The sequence below is a fragment of the Ekhidna sp. ABH4_415 genome (assembly GCF_056161305.1).
In genome coordinates, this window is record NZ_JBSWYW010000001.1 from 1 (window position 1) to 22,761 (window position 22,761).

Consider the following 22,761-nt stretch of genomic DNA (forward strand, 5'->3'; position numbering starts at 1 on the left):
CATATATCAGGAGTCTTGAATGTATAAATTCGTGAAAGCGGTCCGGGACCTGCTGTCATTAAAACAACTTTATCAGAATCGAAACCATGAACATCGCGAAACTGAAATGAATCACCTGTAGGGTGGGTAAAGGACTGCCAGCTCGATCCACCATCAGTAGTCAATAAGAAGGTGGCATCATGCCCACTTATCCAGGAGGTGTTATCATCTACAATACTTATTGCCTGTAAAAGAGACTCTGTCGGACTTTCAAGTGATTCGATAGATGGCTCAAGTTGCTTGATTGAACAATGAGTCAACAATAGTATTGTTCCTAGAGCTGTAAAGTATTTCATGCGAATTGCGCTTGGTTATGAATAGATTTTTGAATGGCTTCAATCCATTTATCAAAGAGTCTTTGTTCTATTGATAGCACATAGTCTGCATGGTTTTTCCAGTCGCCAAAGAATTCATCCATCTGTTGAATCATTTCCTCCAGGTGCCCTTTCTCTTCCACCACAATCATCCGAACACTTATTTTACTATCATTTTCTCTCAGTACTTCTTCATAAACCGGATAAAGCTCATCAGCTCGCACCTCAATAGCATAGGTTACCAGCAGATATGCAGCGTATTTGAGCTTGTTGCCTGAAAATCCAAGCTCGTTTTTAAGGTAACGGCTAATAAATGTGTCCAGCGCATGTAAGTATTGGAAACTTTGAATGGGTGCTAAAAGCTCATGAGGCCGGTAGGTTTTGCAACCTTCAAATTTGGTCTTTTTAATCTGACTTTTAAGATAGTAGGCGTGCCGGGCTTCTTCTGCCGCATGCTTCAATACTATCTCATCCACAAGCTGATCATGTTCACAAGCTGAAATTTTTCGTGCTCCAGTATTTTCCATCATCGAAAGGGAGTTGAGCCATTTTGCGTGTAGGTCTGAATTAGATACGATTTCGTTGATAAGTGTTTTTAGTTCCATGTAGCTTTTAAATGAAATTCAAAGCTACCATGCTTGATGATTCTATTCTTAAAATATCAGTCATGAAATTTTTATAACCGAATCATACTAACTTTAGTTATATCCTATGACGGTTTAAAGGTGAGTGATCGCTACTGTGATAATGTCCTTTGTAACCTCAAGGGCAACTCATTTCTTAATAATTTTTCCCTATGTTAGATGACTATAATATATCCGATGAACAAATAACGTTACTTGAATCCTTACCGGATGCTTTGTTTCTTGTAAATAAGAAGGGTCAGATTCACTTCACAAATTCATTTGCATCCCAATTATTTGATTATTCCTCAGAAGCATTAAAAGGAAAAACTATCAATGAAATAATTCCGTCAAAGTCAAGCGATAATCTTCAGCAATTCTTAGTTGATTTTTTTGATGGGAAAGAAATTGGAAATAGGGTTTTAATTGGTGTAAAAAAAGATGGCTCTGAGTTCTCGGTCCATGTTAATTTGATATATCCACCTTCAACCAAGGATCTGGTGCTTATTAAGGTAAGTGACATCAGTGCTCAAGCGAGAGCTGAAAAGGAGCTTGTCCGGAAAAATCACTTGCTCAATTTTGCTGAAGAGATCGTTTCCATGGGCCACTGGAAGTGGAACCTGATCACCAATGATGTCGTTTGGTCAGATAATCTGTTTAAGATTTTCGGGAGGGAAGAAAAGGGTACGTTAAACTACGACACCTATTTTAGCTATGTACACCCCGATGATATGGCATTTGTTGCTGAGCGTGTAGAGTCCATAATAGTAGATAAAAAATTTCATCATTTCTATCATAAAATTCTGCGTGAAGACGGTGAAGTCAAACTTATTCATCTTGTGGGAAAAGTCTTCATAAATGAAGAAGGAGAGGTTGTAGAAATGATAGGCACTTGTCAGGATGTGACTGAAAGAGAAGAAAATGAAAAACTATTGAGGAGAGCGTCTATCCTGGAAGCAAAAAGTAAAGAAATGGAGCAGTTTGCTTACATAGCTTCACATGATTTGCGTCATCCTTTACTAACAATCATCAACTACATAAAGGCTTTTGAAGAAGATTTCGGAAGCGAGGTACCGGAAGAAGCAATGCGATATCTGCATTCTATCTCAAACTCAGCCGATAGAATGGATAAACTGATTAAGGGATTATTAGGCTATGCCAGATTGAGCAGCAAGAAGAAACGAGTTAAGGTAGATTGCAACAAATTAGTAGGTGCTGTTCTTAAAGACCTAGATGCCACAATTAAAACCACGGGTGCAACAATTCGTGTTGATGAACTACCAGTGATAAAGGGGTACGAAATGGAGCTACATCAATTGTTTCAGAATTTATTGACCAATGCTTTAAAATTCAAAAAACCACAGGTGAAACCGGAAATCGAAATTTCGGCTAAAACCGAATCACCAGACAGTTACACATTTTCGGTGAAAGACAATGGGATAGGTATTGCTGATAAGCATACGGAAAAAATTTTTGTGATCTTTAGAAGACTGCATGATGAGGATGAGTTTGAAGGTACAGGCATAGGCCTGGCAAATTGTAAAAAAATTGCTGAGATACACCATGGTGCTATTTGGGTAGAGTCTAAACTGGGTAAAGGTTCTGTCTTTCATTTCACGATAAACCCGGAGTGATTTATTCCACATTGTGGATAAATACGAAGTTTAAGTATAGTTTTAACTGTCAACCAATATTTACTGATGGCTTCAGAGCCTGCAAAAGTTCGAAAAATAGTCTTGATAGATGATGATAAGGATTGCAATTTCTTACAGAAAAGGACAATAATGCGTTCCGGATTGGTGACTGAGGTTGAAATAGCAAGAAATGGTGAACAAGCATTAGATCTACTAAGGAATTCGGAGCTGCTGCCAGAAATAATTTTTTTGGATATAAACATGCCAAGTATGGATGGCTGGGAACTACTGGAGGAGTTGAAATTACTCAAGGTTCAATTGAATTCTGATCTATCTATTTACATGCTTAGCTCTTCGCTAAATCCTGATGATCATAAGAAAGCAAAAGCATATACTGAAATAAAGGGCTTTATTCCGAAGTATTTAACAGAAGAACGTTTACAAGAAGTGATTAATGAACTAACGGACATATAGACGAGTCATATTCTATTTTGGAAATAAAAGGGGTTCAATTCTCTGACACCCCTAACCTCGGAACGCGAACCGCTCCAAGGAGGGGAATTTAATATTTTTCGGAGGAGGAAGAGCATGTTCCGATTTGTTGATTAGGCGATTGGTAGATTTAATCGATTGAAGATAATGAATTCTAATAACCCCTTGAATTTCCAGGGAAATACTATCCTCAATAAAGCTCCTTATTCACAAAAGGTATCAAAGCTAAAATGATCGCTTGTTCGTAATACTCGGTTCTTCCCAGTAATTCATGGGTCAATGACCCAACCGCTCCTCCTTTTTGCTTGGAGTTATGCTCCTCAAAAACCTGATCGTTGGCATGGCCAAGTTCTACCCCCTGCAGAACTAGTTCCCTTACTTTGGGCGGCAAATAAAATGTGCTTGTCCGGGACTGGCCTTTCTGATTATTGGATAAAATCACCACCCAGGCAAAGGCTTCCATGCCGTCAGAAGTGTTTTCAATTCCTCCCTCTATGCCTACCCAAAAATCGGCATCAGGTACTTCTTTTTTTACAAATTCCGCACGGTTTTTAGCTCCCTGTAAGGTTTCTGAATTGGTCATAGGCTGATCGGAGACACCAGAAGGTGCTGAGATTCCTTCAACCCCAATTGCTTCATTAGGAAACATTTGATTGAATCCATTAAGAGCACTATTGATTTTTACCGGATTTGTAGAAGCGACAATGACTTTCATTTAAATAATTAGAGTTTTTGCTTAGATTCCAAGGCGTTCTTCCACATTTTGGGTGAGTTGATCTAAATGCTCGAGCGCTAGTTCATACGACTTGATCTGAGCGATACATTGATATCTCCTGCCAAATGCCAAACCTTCCAATTTTCTATCTGCACGCAATTTTCCTGCATTTAATGGTTGAACGTCTCGCAGATCATCCGCATAGTAGCTTGTGACAGTTGGGAGCTGATTGGTGTGATTAATCGTAAATGAATAGTTGTCAAAATAATGAGTTTCATATTTGTTTTTAATGAATGAGTTCGAAATTTCCTCACGCTCTTTGATGCTGCCAACCAAACTATAATACTTCATAATGTCAGCTTGGAGTGAATTGTCAAAATAGGATAACTCGCCTTTTGAATTCAAAATTTCCAGTCCACTGGTATTAGGACTGAAATTGTACTCAAGTATTAGTTTGTTGATGTGATAAGAGGTTTTCTCATCAAAAGGAATGATGTTTTTAAACTGACTAAGTAGTGAATCTGCAGAGTGCAATGATGAGCCAACAATTACATGAAGGTTTTTAAGTTGTTCCCGATCATCTTTTAAATTCTGCAGGAGAATTGAAAGGTTGGCCTTTGCAGATTCTCCCTGTTGTCTGTTTTCATTCCATTTGTTCAAGGCAAAAGCCCCAAGAATACCTATGGTGATTACTAGAATCTCGAGCAGGTATTCCGGCCATTTTTCGGAGAGAGTATTTATTATTCTTTTCATGATCTTGGTGGTGAGCCTGCCTGCCTGCTGGCAGGGATGCGTTCCGCATCATCAGAACCGGATTTGATTTGATTATAGTCTTCCAGATGCCTGATAAGTACATCACTTCTATCTATTGCTTTTTGAGTGCTTTTGCAGGCTCGAAAAAATGCAAAGCGGGTCAATTTGAGTCTCTTCACAAACTCTTCTTCCCTCCCATTTAATAATTGAACTAGCTCAGAGGTTGGTCTTTCAAGGTTTATTAGGTCATTCGGTGTAAGGAAGTTGAGGATATTATCCGAGCAGTACCCGGAAATCAATTCGAAACCAGTTTCAACGGCCACCATGCTATTTCCATAAAATAAGTCCACCGATCGGGTAAGCGTATCTGGAATCTCTTTCCAGAGATCAGACTGAGAGAGTCCCTGATATACGGGTGAGCCATGGGTGGTGAATCCATTATCGAAAGCCATCCATGTCAATGCTGACTTCAAATGGGTAGTATCCAGTGTATTTGAATTCTCCCACACCTCTATGACTGTTTCAAATTTCTTAATGATTCCTAAGCCAGCTCCTAGATCATTGCTATTTTCACCTTTTTTCGTCTTTATATCCGTAATTAACAACTTAATAAGTTCTTCCTGCAACTGCTGCTCTTTTCTATTTTCATTCCAATTATTGAGGGCAAATGCCCCTAAAATTCCAATGGTAATAACCAGAATCTCCAGTAGGTATTCAGGCCATTTTTGGGATAGGGTGGTTAATATGCGTTTCATAAGCGATATTCAGCATTTAAGGTTTGAATCAATTCGGTTCCAAGCCTCAACTGCTCGTCGTATTCGATCATTGTTTTCTTTCTATACGTTTTAACGGCTGCTACCAAATTCAAGAATTCTTCAACCCGATCAGGAGGGATTTTTAAGTACCGCATGTTTTGTGATTCTTGGTTAAACCTGATGTCGTCCATAGCTCTCACATTCATTCCTTTCCACATGATTGCTCCCATCAGCCACAATGTTTGATCTTCCGCATTCGCCCAATATTCGATTTTTTTAAGCTGCATATTGTAGGCATTGAGATCGTTGGCAATGGATTGAGGAAATGATTTCAAAGTACCAGATGTTACTATTTGTTCGTAGGTGCCATTTGTTGGAAAAAAAGGATTGGACTGACTTACCCAATTCATATGATTGTAAATCGCAATGGAATCCCATTCTTTTCGTGGGTTTGCACAAAGTTTCAGAATCTCATCACACGACTCCAATTTGCGCTTGCTCCATTGATTAGACTCAAGCAAAAAGTCGACATCCTTTTGCATATCTGCAACTAAAGAAGCAGCCAACACTTTTGTGCTGTTTTGTTCCTTACGGGATTCGTTCCAATTATTGAGGAGAAAAGCGCCTAAAATACCAATGGTAATCACCAGAATCTCGAGAATGTATTCAGGCCATTTTTGGGAGAAGGTGGTTAGGATGCGTTTCATAGGCGGAAATAAATATAGCCAATGTCAACCTGACTCTACCATTCATGTAAGCAGGTCTGACACTTTCTCGGTTTTTCCCTACCTTTCTTAATCCTATCAATCTGATTTAATCCTATGTTACGAAAATCAATTTTTTACCCTGCCTTGCTATTCATTCTAACCTTTTCTGGCATCACTGTCCATGCTCAGAAAAAAAACGAAGAAAAGAAACCTCCTGTTTATGATGTGGCCTGGAACAGTTTATCCTTCCGTTCCATCGGACCGGCTTTTACCTCCGGCCGAATAGCAGATTTTGCTGTCAATCCTGACAATCCAAGCGAGTTTTATGTGGCAACTGCTGCAGGAGGTGTCTGGAAAACCACTAACCGGGGACTCAACTTTGATCCGGTTTTTGACGATCAGGGATCTTACTCCATCGGGGTAGTAGAAATGGACCCAAATAACCACAATGTGGTCTGGGTAGGAACTGGTGAAAACAACAACCAACGAAGTGTTTCCTATGGAGATGGTGTGTACAAAAGTGTGGATGGAGGTAAAAGCTGGGAACACAAGGGACTCAAAAATTCAGAACACATTGGCATGATAGCCATAGATCCTACCAATTCTGATGTGGTCTATGTGGCTGCAACCGGGCCGGTGTGGAGCGCTGGGCGTGACCGGGGACTTTATAAAACGACCGATGGAGGCGATACTTGGAATAAAATTCTCGATATCAGCGAACATACGGGGATTCACGAGGTGCATCTTGATCCCAGAAACGCTAACATAATTTATGCTGTAGCACATCAGCGAAGACGACATGTGTTCACCTACATCAGTGGCGGACCAGAGTCTGCGATCTATAAATCCACTGACGGGGGGAAGAATTTTAGAAAGATCAACAAAGGCCTTCCAGGAGGTGATCTGGGTAGAATTGGACTAGATATCTCACCAGCTAATCCGGACGTGATCTATGCAGTAGTTGAAGCACAAGAGGACAAGGGAGGGTTTTATCGTTCCATGGATTTGGGAGAATCATGGGAGCGAAGGAGTGATTATTCAACCAGTGGTAATTACTATCAGGAAGTCATCGCCGATCCGGTTGATGTCGATCTGGTATATGTCATGAACACGTTTGCCGGGGTATCTGAAGATGGAGGGAAAACCTTCGAGAATGTTGGGGAGAAAAATAAACACATTGACAACCATGCTCTGTGGATAGATCCTAAAAACCCTAGCTACTTACTCAATGGAAACGATGGAGGGGTGTACGAGTCGTGGGATCGCGGGAAAACCTGGCGCTTTTTCCCCAACCTACCAGTCACACAGTTTTACAAGTTGGGTGTCAGCAATGATTACCCGTTCTACTATGTGTATGGAGGAACGCAGGACAACTTTACGCTGGGAGGTCCCTCGCAAACGACCGAGACAACAGGCATCACTAACCGAAACTGGTTTGTTACTACACTAGGTGATGGGTTTGAGCCGCACGTGGATCCTGAAAACCCGGATATCATTTACAGCCAGTCGCAGTATGGTAACCTGTCTCGCTTTGATCGCAAGACGGGTCAAACACAAAACATTGTACCTCAGCCACCGGATGGAGATTACTCATACAACTGGAACTGGGATGCTCCATTGCTGATCAGCAACCACGATAGCAAGCGTCTGTATTATGCATCGGACCGATTGCATAAGAGTGATGACCGTGGACAAACATGGAGAGAGGTGAGTGGGGATCTGACCAGGCAAATAGATCGAAATAAGCTGCCCGTAATGGGTAAAGTCTGGCCGATGGATGCCGTGGCGAAGAATCAATCAACCACCGAATACGGAAATATTGTTGCTATCGCAGAGTCTCCTTTGGATGAAAACTTGTTGTATGCTGGTACCGATGACGGACTGATCCATGTATCACAAGACGGAGGGGAGAATTGGACGAAATACAGCTCATTTCCCGGGGTACCGGATAGAACGTATGTGAATGAAATCATAGCCTCAGCACATGATAAGAATACTGTATATGTGGCCTTCAATAACCATAAGAATGGTGATTTCAAACCGTATTTACTGAAAAGCACAAACCTTGGTCAAAGCTGGACTTCCATGAATGCCAACTTACCAGAAAGAGGATCCACGTATGCAATCGCAGAAGATCCGGAGGCTCGAAACCTACTGTTTGTAGGAACCGAATTTGGCTGCTTTGTCACGCTTGATGGAGGGAAATACTGGCAAAAACTGTCCAAAGGATTACCAACCATAGCTGTGCGTGACATCAACATTCAAGCAAGAGAAAAGGATCTCGTGTTAGGAACGTTTGGTCGTGGTTTCTACATCATGGATGACTATTCATCACTTCGTGACCTATCCACTGAGCTGTTAGAGAAAGAAGCGCACATTTTCCCGGTTTCAGAAGCCCTGCAATACGAGCCATACAGTCCAATTGCCGCCAGCAAGACCATCTCGTGGTTGGGTCCTAAAGGATTCCAGGGAGAGACGTACTTCCTGGGAGAAAACCCACCTTTTGGAGCTGCATTTACCTACTATCTGAAAGAAAAATATGAAACGCTGGAAGGCAAAAGGGAAAAAGAGGAAGGCGAGAAAAGAAAGGATGGACAGATCGTGTACTATCCAAGCTATGAGCAGCTAAAAGCCGAGAAAGAGGAAGAAAAACCATTTCTCATCTTTACTATAAAAGACGCTAACGGAGAAGTGGTAAACGAAATCCGAACCGGAGCTTCGGAAGGTATTAACCGTGTACACTGGGATTTGAAATATCCGATGATAGATGAGGTCAAAACCAGTCTCGCAGATCCATCAAAAAATTTAGAATCCGGAATTATGGTGCTTCCGGGAACCTATACTGTCGAGCTAGCGAAAAGTATCAATGGTGAGGTGACGAAACTCACAGAGCCGGTTTCTTTTGAGGTCAAAACGCTGGATAACCAAACGCTACCTCCTTCTGATCCTGCGGCTATGTTGGCTTTTCATCAGCAGCTGATGGAACTATCCAAATCGGCGAATGGTGCCAGAAATGCATACAACCAGCTTCAGGAAGCATTGAAATATTATAAGGCTGCTGCCAGGACTGTGGAAAGCTCCTCATTAGATGAAAAAATAGATTTGCTGGAGTCCAAGCTTGAAGAAATTCAGATGATCATGTTCGGTGATCCAATCAAGCGGCAGCTGGAAATTGATCAGTCTCCACCACTGGCCAGGAGGGTTAACACAGCTATCTGGACGGGCACTTCCAGTCTTACTGATCCAACGGAAACTTCGAAGCAAGTGAAAAGCATCGCTGAGAAGTATCTGAGCCCAGTCATTGCAAGTTTGAAAACGATCATGAGTGAGGATGTGACTGCCATCAATGCGGAGCTGGATGCAAATCAAGCTCCATGGACGCCTGGTAGGGTCATTGAGATTAAAGATTGATAGCCTATGAAAGAGGTAATTGCATTATTAAGCTTGGTATTGCTCAGTTGTGGAGGTGGAGTGAGCAAACGAATGGTAAAGCCCACCAATGGATATGCTCAAATGATTGTCCTCGAACAGAACGGAGTAAAAACCCTGCACATTTCCGGTCAGGTAGGAGAAGGTGATGATTTGGAAGCTCAGATGAGAGACGTGCTTGGGAAGTTGGAAGATTTAGTGAAATCAGAAGGAGGCAGCTATGCAGATTTAGTAAAAATCAATTCTTATATCGTCGATTATCAGCCAGAAGACCTGGAAACATTTCGGAATGTTAGAAAAGAAATTTTTACAGACGAGATCACTCCTGCCAGCACGTTGGTGGGAGTTACTTCTCTTGCTTTACCAGAGTGGCAGATTGAAATAGATGCTGTTGCTGTGATAGAAGAAAAATAAGGAGTAAAGTCACGAAAACTTCGAATAGTGGTCAGATTAGCTCCCTTAATTTACCGGAAAACATAGATACTGGTAATGACCGACCCCTTAATCCCCTCCCGAGAGGGGATTAGATTCTCTTTCAATTTTACAACTCCCCTCCTTGGATCGGTCCGACGATTCGGGGAAGGGGTGTGTTTTCATTTTCCCTAATTCAATAACTGACTAATCAACGAAACACTGAAAATCGTCAGCATAAACCATCCAATAAATCCCTGAATGATTGCCAGATACCTGGGTAGTCCTTTGATCGGAATCTCTCCGAAACCAAGCGTGGTGAAGGTATTGATCGAGAGCATGACCGCATTGAGGACTTTGATGAAGAGATCGTAGGTCAGGGCAATGATAAATGCGCCGATAACCAGTGCTGATTTAAAGAACCGACCTGTCTCCGGAACTTCGCTCCACTTACCGTTGAGCACATCGATCTTGGACAGAAACCAACCTGAAAGTCTAGAGCCCGAGACCGACCATTTGTAAAGTGGCAATGCGGTAGCATAAAAGAACCTTGGGGCTGTCTTCCCGTGCTGCTCCAGGTACTCCTTGAACTCATGAAACGGCATGAGCTCTTTCTCTTTTTCCTCCTGGTAAACTTCACTGGCCCCTTCTTTACGGTTCAGGTATTTCAGGAAAAACCGATACCGGTCCATGATACGGGTCCGACCGTGTCCATCCCATGAGTTGGGGAAGAAGAGGTAGATCAGTGCAAAGGCAAGAATCACATAAAGTGAAACAACCACCGCTTTTGCTGGTTCAGTCCCATAGGCTGAAAAAATCTTAAGAAATTGATCGATTTTCCACGTGAAAAAGCCTTTAAACGTAGGGTTCTTATGGTATAAATAAGCTAAACGCCGTGTTTCAATGTTTTTCATTTCTACAAAGCAGGTGTTGTAACTGTACATGTCGCCACGATTTTGATAACCATTCAACAAAAGTTTGTAGGAAGCAATGATGTTGTCATAAACCTCTGTCAGCTCAAAATCCATGCTATCAGAAGCAAAGTATTTTCTAAGACTTGGGTTTGAGAAGTCGATAGGAGTAACAAATAATTTACCGCTTACTTGCTCAAAGGGTATGTATGTATTGTTCACCGGAAATTGAGCACCAGAAACTTCTATCGAATCGATCTGATTCCTAACCAAATGGACAGCTGCCTCAAAAACAGAGTTTTGAAGTGTTATTTCATATAGATGTGAATCTTTTATATTTAGCCGCCGGAATTTACCCCAGGCAAAAGATGCTAGATTAATCATGCTGTTTGTGATAATTAAACCTGGTGGACTAGGAGTTCGGGTGAATTGAATATGTTCGTTGACCTTAGAGTCCCTGATAATCACGTATATCTCGTCTTCTATATCGAAGAAGACTATCCGACTTTTGAAGTCACAGGAAACAAAATTGAAATAAGAAGGCCTTTGTTGATCCGTAATTCCTACTCGCTTATCGAAAACTAAATTATGAGTGTGCAGGACCATGCTTTGGTAATTTTGTATCCTAAACCGTTCTTTGAATCGAATGTTCTTGAGTCCATAGTTACCTATGCGGTAATTTCCATGACTTCCAAAATCATTGTCAATAATCAATCCGTTTATTTCAACGGGCTTATGAATAGTCGCAGCTATTTCTTCCACTGTGTCATGAGGCACAAAGTAGTTCTCTGCAATCAGTGAATCTTTTTCACCATCGATGATCACTTTAATGTTTTCTACTGCGTATACACTATCCGGCCAATTATTGATCTCTTCGATCCAATCAGTTAGAGAGGGGATGGTTCGCCAGCTTTCATCATCCTGGGCATATAGTGTTATGCTGATAAAAAGTAGAGCAAGGGTTAGGTGGCGCATAAAGTAAGTTGGTAGTATTTCAAATTAATAGAAAATGGGGAGAAGTGCAATCTCTAAACCCAAGACGTCATTCCTGCGCATGCAGGAATCTCATCAAACCTCCTGGATTACCTCGAACCCTTTAAAACTGCCGGTAATGGCCAACCCTATTACCTCCTTGGCTATCCCCTTTTCTTTGATTTTGAGAGCCGTTTGATTGAGAGTAGCACCTGATCCTACGGCATCATCGATCAGAAGTACCTTTTGGAAAGATCGCTTCTCCGCCACCATGATACTTGCATTGGCATTGTTAATTCTATCCCCGATTTTGTTCAGTGCTTTTTGCGGAATGGCTATTTCGCCAGTCACCTTGACCAGATCAATATGCGTAAGGGGCACGTTATACTTTTTCCTAAATACTGTCATAATCTGCAATTCTCGCTTGATGGTTGGTGGAATGTATCCAATCGCGTCAATTTTTTCCGATTGGATGAAGCGATGAAGGCGCTCATCCGTTAGAGCCACAATCTCCTCCATTAATTTCCTGTTTTGACCCTGCTTGGCGAAATGTAGCAGTAAACCAAGTTTGGTTTTCCCAAATCTTTCGATGGCATAGAAGTCCATGTACCAGATGTCTTCTAATCCAAGTGCAGTGAAACCTTTAGTATTCTGCAGCTTCTCTTTACCATTTATTAGACCATTGGATTGATAGTAGGCGAGGTATTTCTTTCGAGTGGCAATATATTCTCGAGCAGTTTTGTCAACAGGTAGTTTCTGTCTAAGACACCAATGATTCATCGCTTCTGTACCTGATAGTTTCTGGCCGGTCTCAGTAATCAACAGATAATGTGTCTCCAAAAAATCGTATTCTTCATTGCTAAGGTCACTTTGGAAGGACGATGTTTCGGTCTGGTGAAGTGCATAGAAGGTTTTAGGTGGCCGACCGAGTTTAATAATTTTCTTATCAGCCAACAGGTCATTAATCACCCGATGAATCATCTGGCGTGAAACGCCCGTGAGTTCAGCAAGATCACTCGCTCGTTGCTCACCATCGGTTTTCAATATGGAGACCACCTTATCGTTCAAAGACATGATTTACAGTTTACTGTATACTGTAAACTTAGTAGTTTTGTCAATCTTATCAAATACCCTAAACATAGGGAGAAGGGCAATTTTGAAGTGAGCTACTAATTTTTTATCCCTTCATTTTTGGCTTGATCCAAAAACGAAGCAAAGAAATCAAGGCTGTGAATGAATTTCGAAAAATTCAGATCAATCATTCAATGAAATCCAAACTCCTCCCTGCGGTCGTCAGACAGTGGATTTCAATGTTAGAAACCCCGAGTCTGAATTTTTTTTCACGCAATTCCTTCAATGCCATTCATTGGCCGTTCAGGCCATTGTGCCATCTCAGAGGGCCAGCTGGAAAATGAGGAGGATGAGCGAAAAAGGCCGTGTTGCTGCGGGTGTTTGGCCAGTGTGTTATGGAAGGAAGGGATGGCCGTGGTTTTTCCATTTTCCAAAAGGCTTTTTTGCGAGCCTGTTCCGGGGATACGAGGAATCCAACCTGTCAAAAAATGAAGGCCTCCCCAGAGGGTAAGAAGAATTCTATCTTATAAAGCGCCTGACTAATTGATTTTTTTGTTCGATTGAATGGTCTGAATCAAAAAAAACTCCTTTCAGACCTTTATACAATTTAATCTTTACCCCATCCATCCGGACGCTTCCAACGTACGGGTGCTGGTGGTTCCGGTTTCATTTGAAATTCTTGTGTTTCTAATAACTTCATTGCCTCCTGAACGCCTCTCTCCAATTGAGGGTCTTTACCTGCCATTACCTCTTTAGGATTTTGGATGACTTCAATATCGGGTGCAACACCTTCACCTTCCACGGCCCAGTTGCCATCTACATCATAAAATCCACCTCGTGGAGCCACCATCCTTCCACCATCGATAAATCGTGGCGTATCCCAGGTTCCTACCAGTCCTCCCCAGGTAAGTGTTCCTATGAGTGGGCCCAGATTTTTCGCTTTAAACATGTACGGAAGTAAATCACCTCCGGATCCTGCCCGCTCATTGATGATCATTACTTTCGGGCCCCAAATGCCTGCCATAGGAGTGGTCCATGGACGGTTATCATTCGTTTTGCTATTGAAGTATCCGAAAAGCTCACGCGCCATTACATCAATCATATAGTCAGCTGCAGAGCCCCCACCATTGTTTCGCTCATCCAGAATGACGCCTTTCTTGTCTTGTTGTGCAAAATAATATCGGTTGAAGTTGGTAAATCCTCCGCCTCCGGTATTCGGGATGTAGACGTAGGCGAGTTTACCATTCGACATTTCTGAGACCTTTCTCCGATTATTCTCTATCCAGTCTGCCGTTCTGAGCTGATACTCGTTTCGAACAGGCTCTACAAAAACATCTTTTCCACCTGAAGAAGCTTGTGAGTTCACCGTTATTCGAGTGACTCTGCCTGATGTTTGTTCCAGTAGTTGATAGATGTTGTCAGAAGCCGTTAATGCCTGACCATTAATTGCTGTTATGTAATCACCAACCTCAATTCCCAGTCCAGGAACAGCCAACGGACCTTTTAAATTGGGGTTCCAGTTTTCACCGTCATAGATTTTACTAATTCTATAAAAACCATTTTCCAGCTTAAAATCACAGCCTAAGAGGCCAACAGGAACGCGATCAATGTCCGGCATATCTCCTCCTCCCACGTAGCTGTGACCTATTGCTACTTCTCCACTTAAAATATCAACCATATAATTCAGGTCAGTTCTATGACGCACATCTTTGATCCAGGGTGCATACCATTCGTATACTTGATCCCACGGTGCACCATGTACATTATCCACATATAGGAAGTCGCGCATGTATCGCCACCCTTCACGAAAGATCTGCTTATATTCTGCCTGCGGATCAATTTTAATTTGTCCATTTGTGCTGATTTTATCCTCTCCGGAAGCTTTTCCTTTGGTGCTGGAGATCGACCAACTACCACCACTTCTGTGGAGCACATATTCTCCATTTGAGGAGCTGACAGCCTCATTTATTCCGGAAGCAAACTCGGACGCTTCCATTTTATCCATATCGAACTGATGCACCTTCACTCCGCTTTCATTAGGAATCGCCTCTGCAACAAGTACCGTATTTTCTTTACTTGCAGACAATCCCACATAATTACGATTGGGCATATCGAGAGCGATGATCCGGTCAGCGATTCCATTCTTCGTTATGACTACCTCGTTAGTGTCATCTTCATCTTCCTCTTTTTCCTCGTCTGTGTTGGGGTCTTCCTCATCGCTTTTAGCCATCGTTGGGGATCGCGTGTCCTCGGAAAGGATCAGGCAATACAGGCTCCTGGTGACCTGTGGGTCATAAGAACTCATATCCAGCCAGCCGGAGTTTAGGCCATAATTGGTACTTGCAAGAAAATAGAGATACTTCCCACTTTGGTCCCATACAGGAGTGATGGCATCCGCCATGCCATCGGTCAACTGAAGTTTTTCTCCGGTTTCAATGTTGTGAGCAAAAACAGCTTTGAAGTGACTTTCTAATTGCTTTGCGTAAGTAACCCATTTACTATCCGGCGACCATATCGGATTCATCGCACGATTGGGATGTGCATATCTGTCGGTATCTATTTTTTTCACTTTGCCTGAAGACAGCTCAATCGACCAAATGTTGTAGTCTGTGTCTGTGTAGGCAATATATTTTCCGTCTGGGGACCAGTCTGGCTGGAAGTTGAAGGTTGGGTTTTCCAATTTATATGTCTTCGGATTATCTCCATATTGATTGGCTACCATTAGCCGGTATTCACCGCTTGCATCCGAAAACCAGGCTAGCTGATCCCCCTTCGGCGACCAAATCGGAGATCGGTCTGCTATTCCGGGAGTATTGGTAATATTTCTCCAGCTGCCCTCTTCTTTAGGAAAGGTGAATATTTCACCTCGGTACTCAAATATGGCTCTCTTTCCATTTGGAGAGACATTGGGATTGTTCAGATTTCTCCCTGTTACCTCATCCCACCTGGCTCTTGCAAAATTCATATCTCCTGAAACGTTGATGACTAATTGCTCAGAAACACCGGAGTTTGGATTGAGTAAGTGCAGGTATCCACCCATCTCATAGACGATAGCGTCTTCGGTTGCATCTAGTGACTTAATGTCGAATTTTTTATGAAAAGTGACCTGTTTCTCTTCTCCTGATTCAGGATCATATGACCAGATGTTGCTGAGAAGATCTCTTTCTGATAAGTAGTACACTTTACCGTCAAACCACACAGGGTTCAGGTGTCGTTCATTGTCTGTCCTTGGAGTTCGGATAAGCTCTTTAGTTTCCATGTTTACTATCCATATGGGTTGGGCCTGTCCACCTCGATAGTTTCTCCATTCAGGATCCCAATAGGTGATGGGTTCGTATGCTACATGTTTGCCGTCAGATGAAAGTTCTCCACTAGCTATTCGTGGAATTTCAAATTGCTGAGGTAGACCTCCGTTCATGTCCACCATGTACCATCGATTCAACCGTGTCGGATAAGCCTCTCTGGTGGACCTAAAAATGACTTTACCATCTGGAGTCCACCCCTGAACGATATCAGCACTTGGGTGATAGCTTAGTCTCTTCGGTGATCCGCCCTCAGCAGGTATTACATATGCATCGGTATTTCCATCATATTCAGCAGAAAAAGCGATCCATTTTTCATCAGGTGAAAAATGAGGCATGGATTCATACCCTTCGTTGGTAGTCATTCGAATGGCATCCCCTCCATCTCTGCTCACTTTCCAAAGGTCATTGGCATAAACGAACACGATATCACTGGAAGATACGGTGGGTTGGCGAAGTAATTGAGAACCCTGTGCCAGCATTGAAAATGAAATGACAATGCCCAAAAAGAATGAGGTGAGATTTTTTCGCATGACTTCAAATCGGTTAGTGTAATCTCAAGTTAGTTAAAACCAAAACGGTTACCAATCGCATTTTGATAGGAGGTCATAATTCGCTTTAATCATTGGACTAAATTTCAAGTAATTTAGAACCTGGATCAAATGGAGATGAAAAATTGGCTGTTTGTATTATGTCTTTTTGTTCTTTGGTCGTGCCAAAAAAAGCGTGCTGAGCAATCTGCAGAAGTGATTGGCAATCTTGGATTTCAAAAGATTGAAAGGGTCAAAACCTCGGAGTTGACCTTTCCGCTTGACTTTCCATTAACAGAACTTTCAAAACTCTTCAATGAAGTTCTACCTGAGGTTTTAGTGGATGATACGCTACTGCTAAAAAAGGAAGATGACTTTATTAAAATAAAGATTGAGCCTATTGGTGAGATGCTGCTGGCTTCCTATGGTAATAACCTGGATGCCTCAATTCCAATGAAGGTAACGGCGGAAATCGAAAAAAGGCTGATAGGTATCAAGACCCACCAATCCATCGATTTTGAGGTAAGGGTGGATATGAATACGCAGCTATTCATAGAGGAAGATTGGAATCTTGGCACCAAATGCACCATTCAAAAAATCCACTGGATTACGCCTCCGGTATTGGAAGTGCTTGGCATTAAAGTCAACTTACAAAACAAGATTGACAAGAAGTTGCTCGAGAAATCTGATGATATTGAAACGAAAATTTGTCATGCATTGCAGGGATTAGTCCCATTGAAAGAGCAGGTAGAAAAAATCTGGACAATCATTAGCAATACTCATCGAATTGGAAAGAAACCGATTGACATTTGGCTCACCAGCAACCCAAGTTTCTTTTCGGCACACTTTTCAAAGCAGGTGATTGATACACTTCGGGTCATTATCCACACCAAGTCTGAAATCTTTATTACCCCTTTGGAAGGCCTGGAATATGAGGAAAGGCCAATGCCTTTAAATGCATTTGTGGAAACGGAAGAAGACAATGCTTTGAATATTTCGGTGGATATTTACATTCCATATAAGAAAATGGAAGAGGTTTTGAAAGATCGTCTGGACAGTACAACCTTTAGCTATGAAGGAGCCTCTATACTGCTAACCAATTTCAGTGCCAACACAGAGGGAGGTAAGCTCCATTTGCAATTTGATGTTGTTGGTGATTTATCTGCTACCATTGATGCCTTTGTATATCCGTTTTTAGACACGGAAAAGAACCTGGTCATTGATAGCATTGAATACAATATTCAAAGTGAAAGCAGCCTGGTTTATTTCGCTGAATGGATAGCTAGTGATAATCTGACAGAATTCTTAAAATCAAATTCTAAGATCCCATTATCCAAAACACTGGACTCATTGGATGCTAAAATCATCAAAGCATTAAACAGATCGAACCTAGGTAGAAAGGTGGGTTTGGAAATATCATTTGACATGATAGCATCTGATACATTGGTCTTTACAAAGGAAGGATTACAATGGTTTTTTGATGTGAGGGGAAATGCACATGCTTTCCTAACTAAGGAAATAATAAACCAATAGGAAATAGGACTATGATCTACCTCAACCAAGCCGGAACATCCTGGCCTAAGCCAGACTCAGTAAACGAAGCTATTGACCGATTTAATCATCTGTCGCCAGGTCAGTGGTTGGAAGTATTTGAAGATGGAATTCAAACAGTTACCTCCTTTTTTGGCATTACGAATCCGGATTGTTTTTTATTTACTCAAAGTTGTACACAGGCGCTGGCCACTGCATTTAGTGATTTTCCCTGGGAGCAGGGAGATCGCCTGATCATAAGCACAATGGAGCATCACGCCTTATCGAGATGGTACTACAAATTGCACCAAGAGCAAGGGGTTGAAGGAGTGATTATCCCACGAGCCACAGAGGGCCCTTTTGATTTAGATTTTTTTGAAGACGAGCTTAAAAAAGGGGCACGAATGGTCGCTATTTCAATGGCTAGTAATGTGACTGGAGAAATCCTTCCTTTTGAGGACGTAATTCGTCTTTGTAAGTCGTACGGTGTGGTTTGTTTACTCGATGGTGCTCAAACCGCGGGGATCATTCCCATAAATGTAGCTGAACTTAATCCGGATATTTTTGTTTTTGCCGGGCATAAAGGGCCTTATGGACCCCAGGGAATTGGCGGACTTTACATTGCTGAAAGTGTAGATATGACCTGTCCTAGCGCGGCTTGTGAGCTTGTGCCGGGAGAGAAAAAAGCATCAGTTTTTCCTACTTACTGTGATACGGGTTCAGCTCCCATGATGACCATCGCGGGGATAACAGCAGGGATTAAGTGGTTAGAAGAAAAAGGATGGGATAAGTTGCTGAGCCATCGAAATAAGCTGGTTAGTAAAATGAGGGTAGGCCTTTCTGGGATTGATGGAATCGAGGTAGTGGGAAGTCGACACTATAATAGATATACAGGTGCAGTATCCATTAAAAGTGCTTCTGTACCTCTTGAAGAAATTAAGGACAAACTGAGGAAGGAAAGCATCATCGGTAGTCTGGGGTTTCAGTGTGCCCCACTTGCACATGAAGCTGTAGGCACAAGCGAAACCGGTACCCTTCGGTTTAGTGTAGGCCCGATGAATAGTGAAGAGGAGATTGATCAATTATTTAGAGGAATCAAGGCCTTCCTCGGATAGCATTTCATTGATTTCCCGAATGATTTTGTCTACCTCAATAGTCGATGCTTTTATTTCCTTAAGTAATTCCGTATTGGTTTCGGGATTATCAGACAGCAAATCCGCTAAACCAATAAGTCGAGCCACGGGTGCTCTGGTCAAATGAGAGTTTCTGTAGGAAAACTGCTTTATTTTCTGGTTTTGCTCATACACTTTTTTGGTTCGTTTTACTACTTCATTTTCCAGGTTATGATTAATGATTTCCAGTTTTCTTCTGAATTTTCTCTGGTTGCGAAGAAGGCGGTAAAAAAAGAATAATATCAATAAAACGGCAAACAATAGAAGTCCTAACAGCAAGTTATTTCGCGATGTAAGTTTATTCCTTTCCACAAGGAATTCGATCTGGTTTTCAGCATCCTGAAGCTTATTTTCAGCCTTTAAGTATTCGTAGTTAATTGAAGGTGACGCACTGGATTTAGTGATCATTACATTTTCCACCACATTTAATAAATCAAATATCTTATCAGTATCCTCTGGTTTATAGAATTTTTTTGCGTTCTTGATGAACTCCTGTATGGTAAAAAGTCCATCGATCTTATGAATCAATTTTTCAGCTTCGTTAAAATGATATCTGGCATTCTCATTATCGCCGATTGCAGAATATGCGGAACTCAATGTAATGTGCAATCCACAGGCACTTTCGATCCGCCCTTTATCACGAGAAAAAGTCAAGTCTTGCAAGGCTAGTGGAATCATTTTTTTGTACTTCTTCTGAAGGAAGTAGATATAGGCTAAGTTTCCTATAGCGTTATAGGTTACACCATCAGCGTTAAAGCCTTTTGATTCCTCAATCAACTCACTTAAAAATACCTCCGCTTTTGGCACGGCTGAAGAATCAATATTAGATACTGCTGTTAGTATTGTTCCATGCAGGTTTTTTCCAAGCAACTCAATTTTTTTACTTGCCAGGGTATTAATTTCAAATGCTTCTTCAAAAGATTTTTGGTATTTAAGATAGGCTTCTAAGGCGGCATTCCATTGATCTGAAATTGCCAATATTCTTACCAAGAAATATTGAGTTAAAAAACTCATTGTTTGATCCTCTCTGTTTTCGAAAATCTCAACTGATTTCAGAAAAAGACTCTCAGCCTTTGGGACATCTTCAAACATGTAGAAATAGCCTTCAACTAAATGCAGAAACGGATAGTAAGCTTCTTTTTTAGTTACGAGGATGGCTTGCTTTGCAGCAATCAGTTTTTCTGCTGAAACTTCCGGAGATGAATTTCTGGAAATGATTGATAAAATCAGATGGCGCTCAATTTCATTTTCAGGAAGGCCAACTTTTGCAGCATCTTCATAAAGAATGGCATCTACAATTTTTTCTTGAAATCCATTACTAGGCCTTTGAGCCAAAAGACCATGAATTAAAACAAAAAGCAGGAAGGATATGGTTAACCTGAAGGTCACGGGCAATAATAATAGAAACAAGAATACATCATGGCTTATCCTGTGATTTATCTTTAAGTATTGATCGATCTATTATCGAATTGGGAGAATTAAATACCTCATTGCATGATTACAAAGTGATAGCTAAACAACATAACTGGTAATGGCTGATGTTATGTGATTCAAGTCATTCTCATCAATCACATAAGGAGGCATGATGTAGATCAAATTACGGAATGGCCGAATCCAGACACCTCTTTCCACAAAGAATTTTTGGGCTTCTGATACATCTACAGGCTCTTTCATCTCCACCACCCCGATAGCTCCAAGTACACGGACATCTTTTACAGAAAGTGCATTAGCAAGAGGAAGGAGTTCTTTCTTCAACTGCTTTTCTATTGCGACAACCTTCTCCTGCCAGTTCGCGTCAAGTATAAGATCGAGGTTCTTATTTGCAATAGCACAAGCGAGCGGATTGCCCATAAACGTAGGACCATGCATAAAGACTCCTGCTTCTCCATTACATATGGTTTCAGCTACATGCTGTTTGGTTAGTGTAGCAGCAAGCGTCATGTACCCTCCGGTTAATGCTTTTCCTACACACATGATATCAGGAGTTACCCCAGCATGTTCACAGGCAAATAGTTTTCCTGTTCGTCCAAATCCCGTAGCAATTTCATCAGCGATAAAGAGCATGTCATGTTCGTCACAGAGGTGTCGGATCTTCCTCAAATAATCCGGTGAATAAAACCACATGCCCCCAGCACCCTGTACGATTGGTTCTAAAATGAATGCCGCACATTTATCAGCATTGAGCCTGAAAAACTGCTTAAGCTGAGCCAACTCTTCATTTTCATACGACTCTTCAAATCTTTTTTGTGGTTGGTCAACGAAGAAATGCTTAGGTAAAAATTCAGCAAATAAATGATGCATTCCTCCTTCTGGATCGCACACAGACATGGCACCTGTGGTGTCTCCATGGTAACCATTCCTGATGGTCATGAATTTACTTTTCTGTGATTGACCTTTTGCATGCTGATACTGAATGGCCATTTTCATGGCCACCTCTACTGATACAGATCCTGAGTCAGCCAGAAATACTTTTTCTAGTCCCTCGGGAGTGATCTCAACTAGCTTTTGGCAAAGTTTTATGGCTGGCTCATGTGTGATACCGCCAAACATCACATGTGCCATTTTTTCCAGTTGATCCTGAGCTGCCTGGTTGAGTTCAGGCACATTGTAGCCATGGATAGCGGTCCACCAGCTGGACATCCCATCAATAAGTTCTTCTCCATTGGCGAGTTTGAGTCTCACTCCCTTGGCTGAGACTACAGGGTACGTTGGAAGAGGGTTGGTCAAAGAGGTGTAAGGGTGCCAAATATTGGTTTGATCGAATGTGAGGTCTTGGTTGCTAAAGGATGATTTGGTTGACATATCGTGTAATTACTTCTTCATTGATTGCCTCTTCTTTCTCAATCTCAAGGAGGCATTTTGCATTGGATCGACTCATAATCACATCAAAAGTAGAGGGATTCTTATCACCATTGAAAATGATGCCTATTAAAGGAATATTTCTGCTTTTCAAGGCATAAAGCGAAAGCAGTGTGTGATTGATACTTCCCAGGTAATAATTGGATACCAATACAACCGGCAGTCCGGTGCTGGCCACCCAATCGATGTTGAGGTAGTCTTCTCTCATTGGCACCATGAGCCCACCAGCTAGTTCAATGATCAGGCTATTCTCAGTTGTTGGAATCTGAAGCCTGGATTCTTCGATTGAGATGTTGTCAATAGCTGCAGCTGCATGTGGCGACATGGGCTGTGTTAATCGATAAGCTTCAGGATGGATGGTTGCCTCAGGAACCCAACGCTTTACTTTATGTGAGTCGGTGTTTTCAAGGTCACCTGCTTGAACCGGCTTCCAATAGTCTGCTTTTAATGCCTGGCAAAGGATGGCTGAAGCCACTGTTTTCCCAGTGTCTGTGTCTATGCCTGCAACGATGATTTTTTGGTTCATATCCTCCCCCAACCCC

At 41.8% G+C, this 22,761-nt stretch carries 19 protein-coding genes; 6 read left to right on the forward strand and 13 right to left on the reverse strand.

Going from position 1 to position 22,761, the window contains the following annotated elements; all coding sequences use genetic code 11:
• On the reverse strand, positions 1-335 hold a 335-nt coding region (locus ACXAH9_RS00005; protein WP_474892838.1), incomplete at its 3' end, for a WD40/YVTN/BNR-like repeat-containing protein.
• Positions 332-958, reverse strand: coding sequence for a hypothetical protein (locus ACXAH9_RS00010; protein WP_474892839.1), 627 nt, complete (start codon positions 956-958; stop codon positions 332-334). The genes ACXAH9_RS00010 and ACXAH9_RS00005, both read right to left, overlap by 4 nt.
• 191 nt (positions 959-1,149) lie before the next feature.
• Here ACXAH9_RS00010 and ACXAH9_RS00015 point away from each other — a divergent pair, with 191 nt between their 5' ends.
• Both ACXAH9_RS00015 and ACXAH9_RS00020 read left to right on the forward strand, forming a co-directional pair.
• The gene (locus tag ACXAH9_RS00015; protein ID WP_474892840.1) at positions 1,150-2,610 is read left to right on the forward strand and encodes a PAS domain-containing sensor histidine kinase; all 1,461 of its coding nucleotides are present in this window, start codon (positions 1,150-1,152) and stop codon (positions 2,608-2,610) included.
• A gap of 66 nt (positions 2,611-2,676) precedes the next feature.
• A complete protein-coding gene (locus tag ACXAH9_RS00020; protein WP_474892841.1) occupies positions 2,677-3,084 on the forward strand; it encodes a response regulator in 408 nt (135 codons plus the stop codon).
• A 208-nt stretch (positions 3,085-3,292) separates the two neighbouring features.
• On the opposite strand, the gene yjjX is transcribed toward ACXAH9_RS00020, so the two are convergent.
• Genes yjjX through ACXAH9_RS00040 form a run of 4 tightly spaced genes read right to left on the reverse strand, consistent with a single transcriptional unit; the run spans position 3,293 to position 6,032 of the window.
• Positions 3,293-3,817 (reverse strand): inosine/xanthosine triphosphatase, encoded by a 525-nt coding sequence (gene yjjX, locus ACXAH9_RS00025; RefSeq protein ID WP_474892842.1) that lies wholly within the window; start codon positions 3,815-3,817, stop codon positions 3,293-3,295.
• Positions 3,818-3,838: 21 nt separating this feature from the next.
• Positions 3,839-4,570, reverse strand: a complete 732-nt coding sequence (locus ACXAH9_RS00030) for a DUF6090 family protein (protein ID WP_474892843.1) — start codon at positions 4,568-4,570, stop codon at positions 3,839-3,841.
• Positions 4,567-5,325: a hypothetical protein gene (locus tag ACXAH9_RS00035; RefSeq protein ID WP_474892844.1), complete on the reverse strand. Its 759-nt coding sequence runs from the start codon at positions 5,323-5,325 to the stop codon at positions 4,567-4,569. The genes ACXAH9_RS00030 and ACXAH9_RS00035 overlap by 4 nt, the downstream gene beginning before the upstream one ends.
• Positions 5,322-6,032 carry a DUF6090 family protein gene (locus ACXAH9_RS00040; protein ID WP_474892845.1) on the reverse strand — a complete coding sequence of 237 codons (711 nt, stop codon included), beginning with the start codon at positions 6,030-6,032 and terminating at the stop codon, positions 5,322-5,324. Before ACXAH9_RS00040 ends, ACXAH9_RS00035 begins: the two co-directional genes overlap by 4 nt.
• Positions 6,033-6,146: 114 nt before the next feature.
• Between ACXAH9_RS00040 and ACXAH9_RS00045 the strand changes: the two genes are divergently transcribed.
• Positions 6,147-9,443 (forward strand): VPS10 domain-containing protein, encoded by a 3,297-nt coding sequence (locus ACXAH9_RS00045; RefSeq protein ID WP_474892846.1) that lies wholly within the window; start codon positions 6,147-6,149, stop codon positions 9,441-9,443.
• A gap of 6 nt (positions 9,444-9,449) precedes the next feature.
• Complete coding sequence (locus ACXAH9_RS00050; RefSeq protein ID WP_474892847.1) at positions 9,450-9,875, forward strand: RidA family protein; 426 nt, start codon at positions 9,450-9,452, stop codon at positions 9,873-9,875.
• A 188-nt stretch (positions 9,876-10,063) separates the two neighbouring features.
• Here the strand turns inward: ACXAH9_RS00050 and ACXAH9_RS00055 are convergent, their stop codons facing one another.
• From ACXAH9_RS00055 to ACXAH9_RS00070, 4 genes are all read right to left on the reverse strand, one after another.
• Positions 10,064-11,758 carry an ion channel gene (locus tag ACXAH9_RS00055; protein ID WP_474892848.1) on the reverse strand — a complete coding sequence of 565 codons (1,695 nt, stop codon included), beginning with the start codon at positions 11,756-11,758 and terminating at the stop codon, positions 10,064-10,066.
• Positions 11,759-11,851: 93 nt separating this feature from the next.
• On the reverse strand, positions 11,852-12,829 hold the full coding sequence (locus tag ACXAH9_RS00060; RefSeq protein WP_474892849.1) for a hypothetical protein: 978 nt from the start codon (positions 12,827-12,829) through the stop codon (positions 11,852-11,854).
• 266 nt (positions 12,830-13,095) lie between these two features.
• Positions 13,096-13,260: a hypothetical protein gene (locus tag ACXAH9_RS00065; protein WP_474892850.1), complete on the reverse strand. Its 165-nt coding sequence runs from the start codon at positions 13,258-13,260 to the stop codon at positions 13,096-13,098.
• A 173-nt stretch (positions 13,261-13,433) separates the two neighbouring features.
• Positions 13,434-16,661, reverse strand: a complete 3,228-nt coding sequence (locus ACXAH9_RS00070; RefSeq protein ID WP_474892851.1) for a S41 family peptidase — start codon at positions 16,659-16,661, stop codon at positions 13,434-13,436.
• Positions 16,662-16,796: 135 nt separating this feature from the next.
• Between ACXAH9_RS00070 and ACXAH9_RS00075 the strand changes: the two genes are divergently transcribed.
• Both ACXAH9_RS00075 and ACXAH9_RS00080 read left to right on the forward strand, forming a co-directional pair.
• Positions 16,797-18,191, forward strand: a complete 1,395-nt coding sequence (locus ACXAH9_RS00075; protein ID WP_474892852.1) for a DUF4403 family protein — start codon at positions 16,797-16,799, stop codon at positions 18,189-18,191.
• 11 nt (positions 18,192-18,202) lie between these two features.
• Complete coding sequence (locus ACXAH9_RS00080; RefSeq protein WP_474892853.1) at positions 18,203-19,303, forward strand: aminotransferase class V-fold PLP-dependent enzyme; 1,101 nt, start codon at positions 18,203-18,205, stop codon at positions 19,301-19,303.
• On the opposite strand, the gene ACXAH9_RS00085 is transcribed toward ACXAH9_RS00080, so the two are convergent.
• The 3 genes from ACXAH9_RS00085 to bioD all read right to left on the reverse strand — a co-directional run bounded on the left by ACXAH9_RS00085 (position 19,271) and on the right by bioD (position 22,745).
• On the reverse strand, positions 19,271-20,695 hold the full coding sequence (locus ACXAH9_RS00085) for a hypothetical protein (protein WP_474892854.1): 1,425 nt from the start codon (positions 20,693-20,695) through the stop codon (positions 19,271-19,273). The two genes, ACXAH9_RS00080 and ACXAH9_RS00085, sit on opposite strands and share 33 nt — an antisense overlap.
• Positions 20,696-20,872: 177 nt before the next feature.
• Positions 20,873-22,162 carry an adenosylmethionine--8-amino-7-oxononanoate transaminase gene (gene bioA, locus ACXAH9_RS00090; protein WP_474892855.1) on the reverse strand — a complete coding sequence of 430 codons (1,290 nt, stop codon included), beginning with the start codon at positions 22,160-22,162 and terminating at the stop codon, positions 20,873-20,875.
• The gene (gene bioD, locus ACXAH9_RS00095; RefSeq protein WP_474892856.1) at positions 22,140-22,745 is read right to left on the reverse strand and encodes a dethiobiotin synthase; all 606 of its coding nucleotides are present in this window, start codon (positions 22,743-22,745) and stop codon (positions 22,140-22,142) included. Before bioD ends, bioA begins: the two co-directional genes overlap by 23 nt.
• Positions 22,746-22,761: the final 16 nt, after the last annotated feature.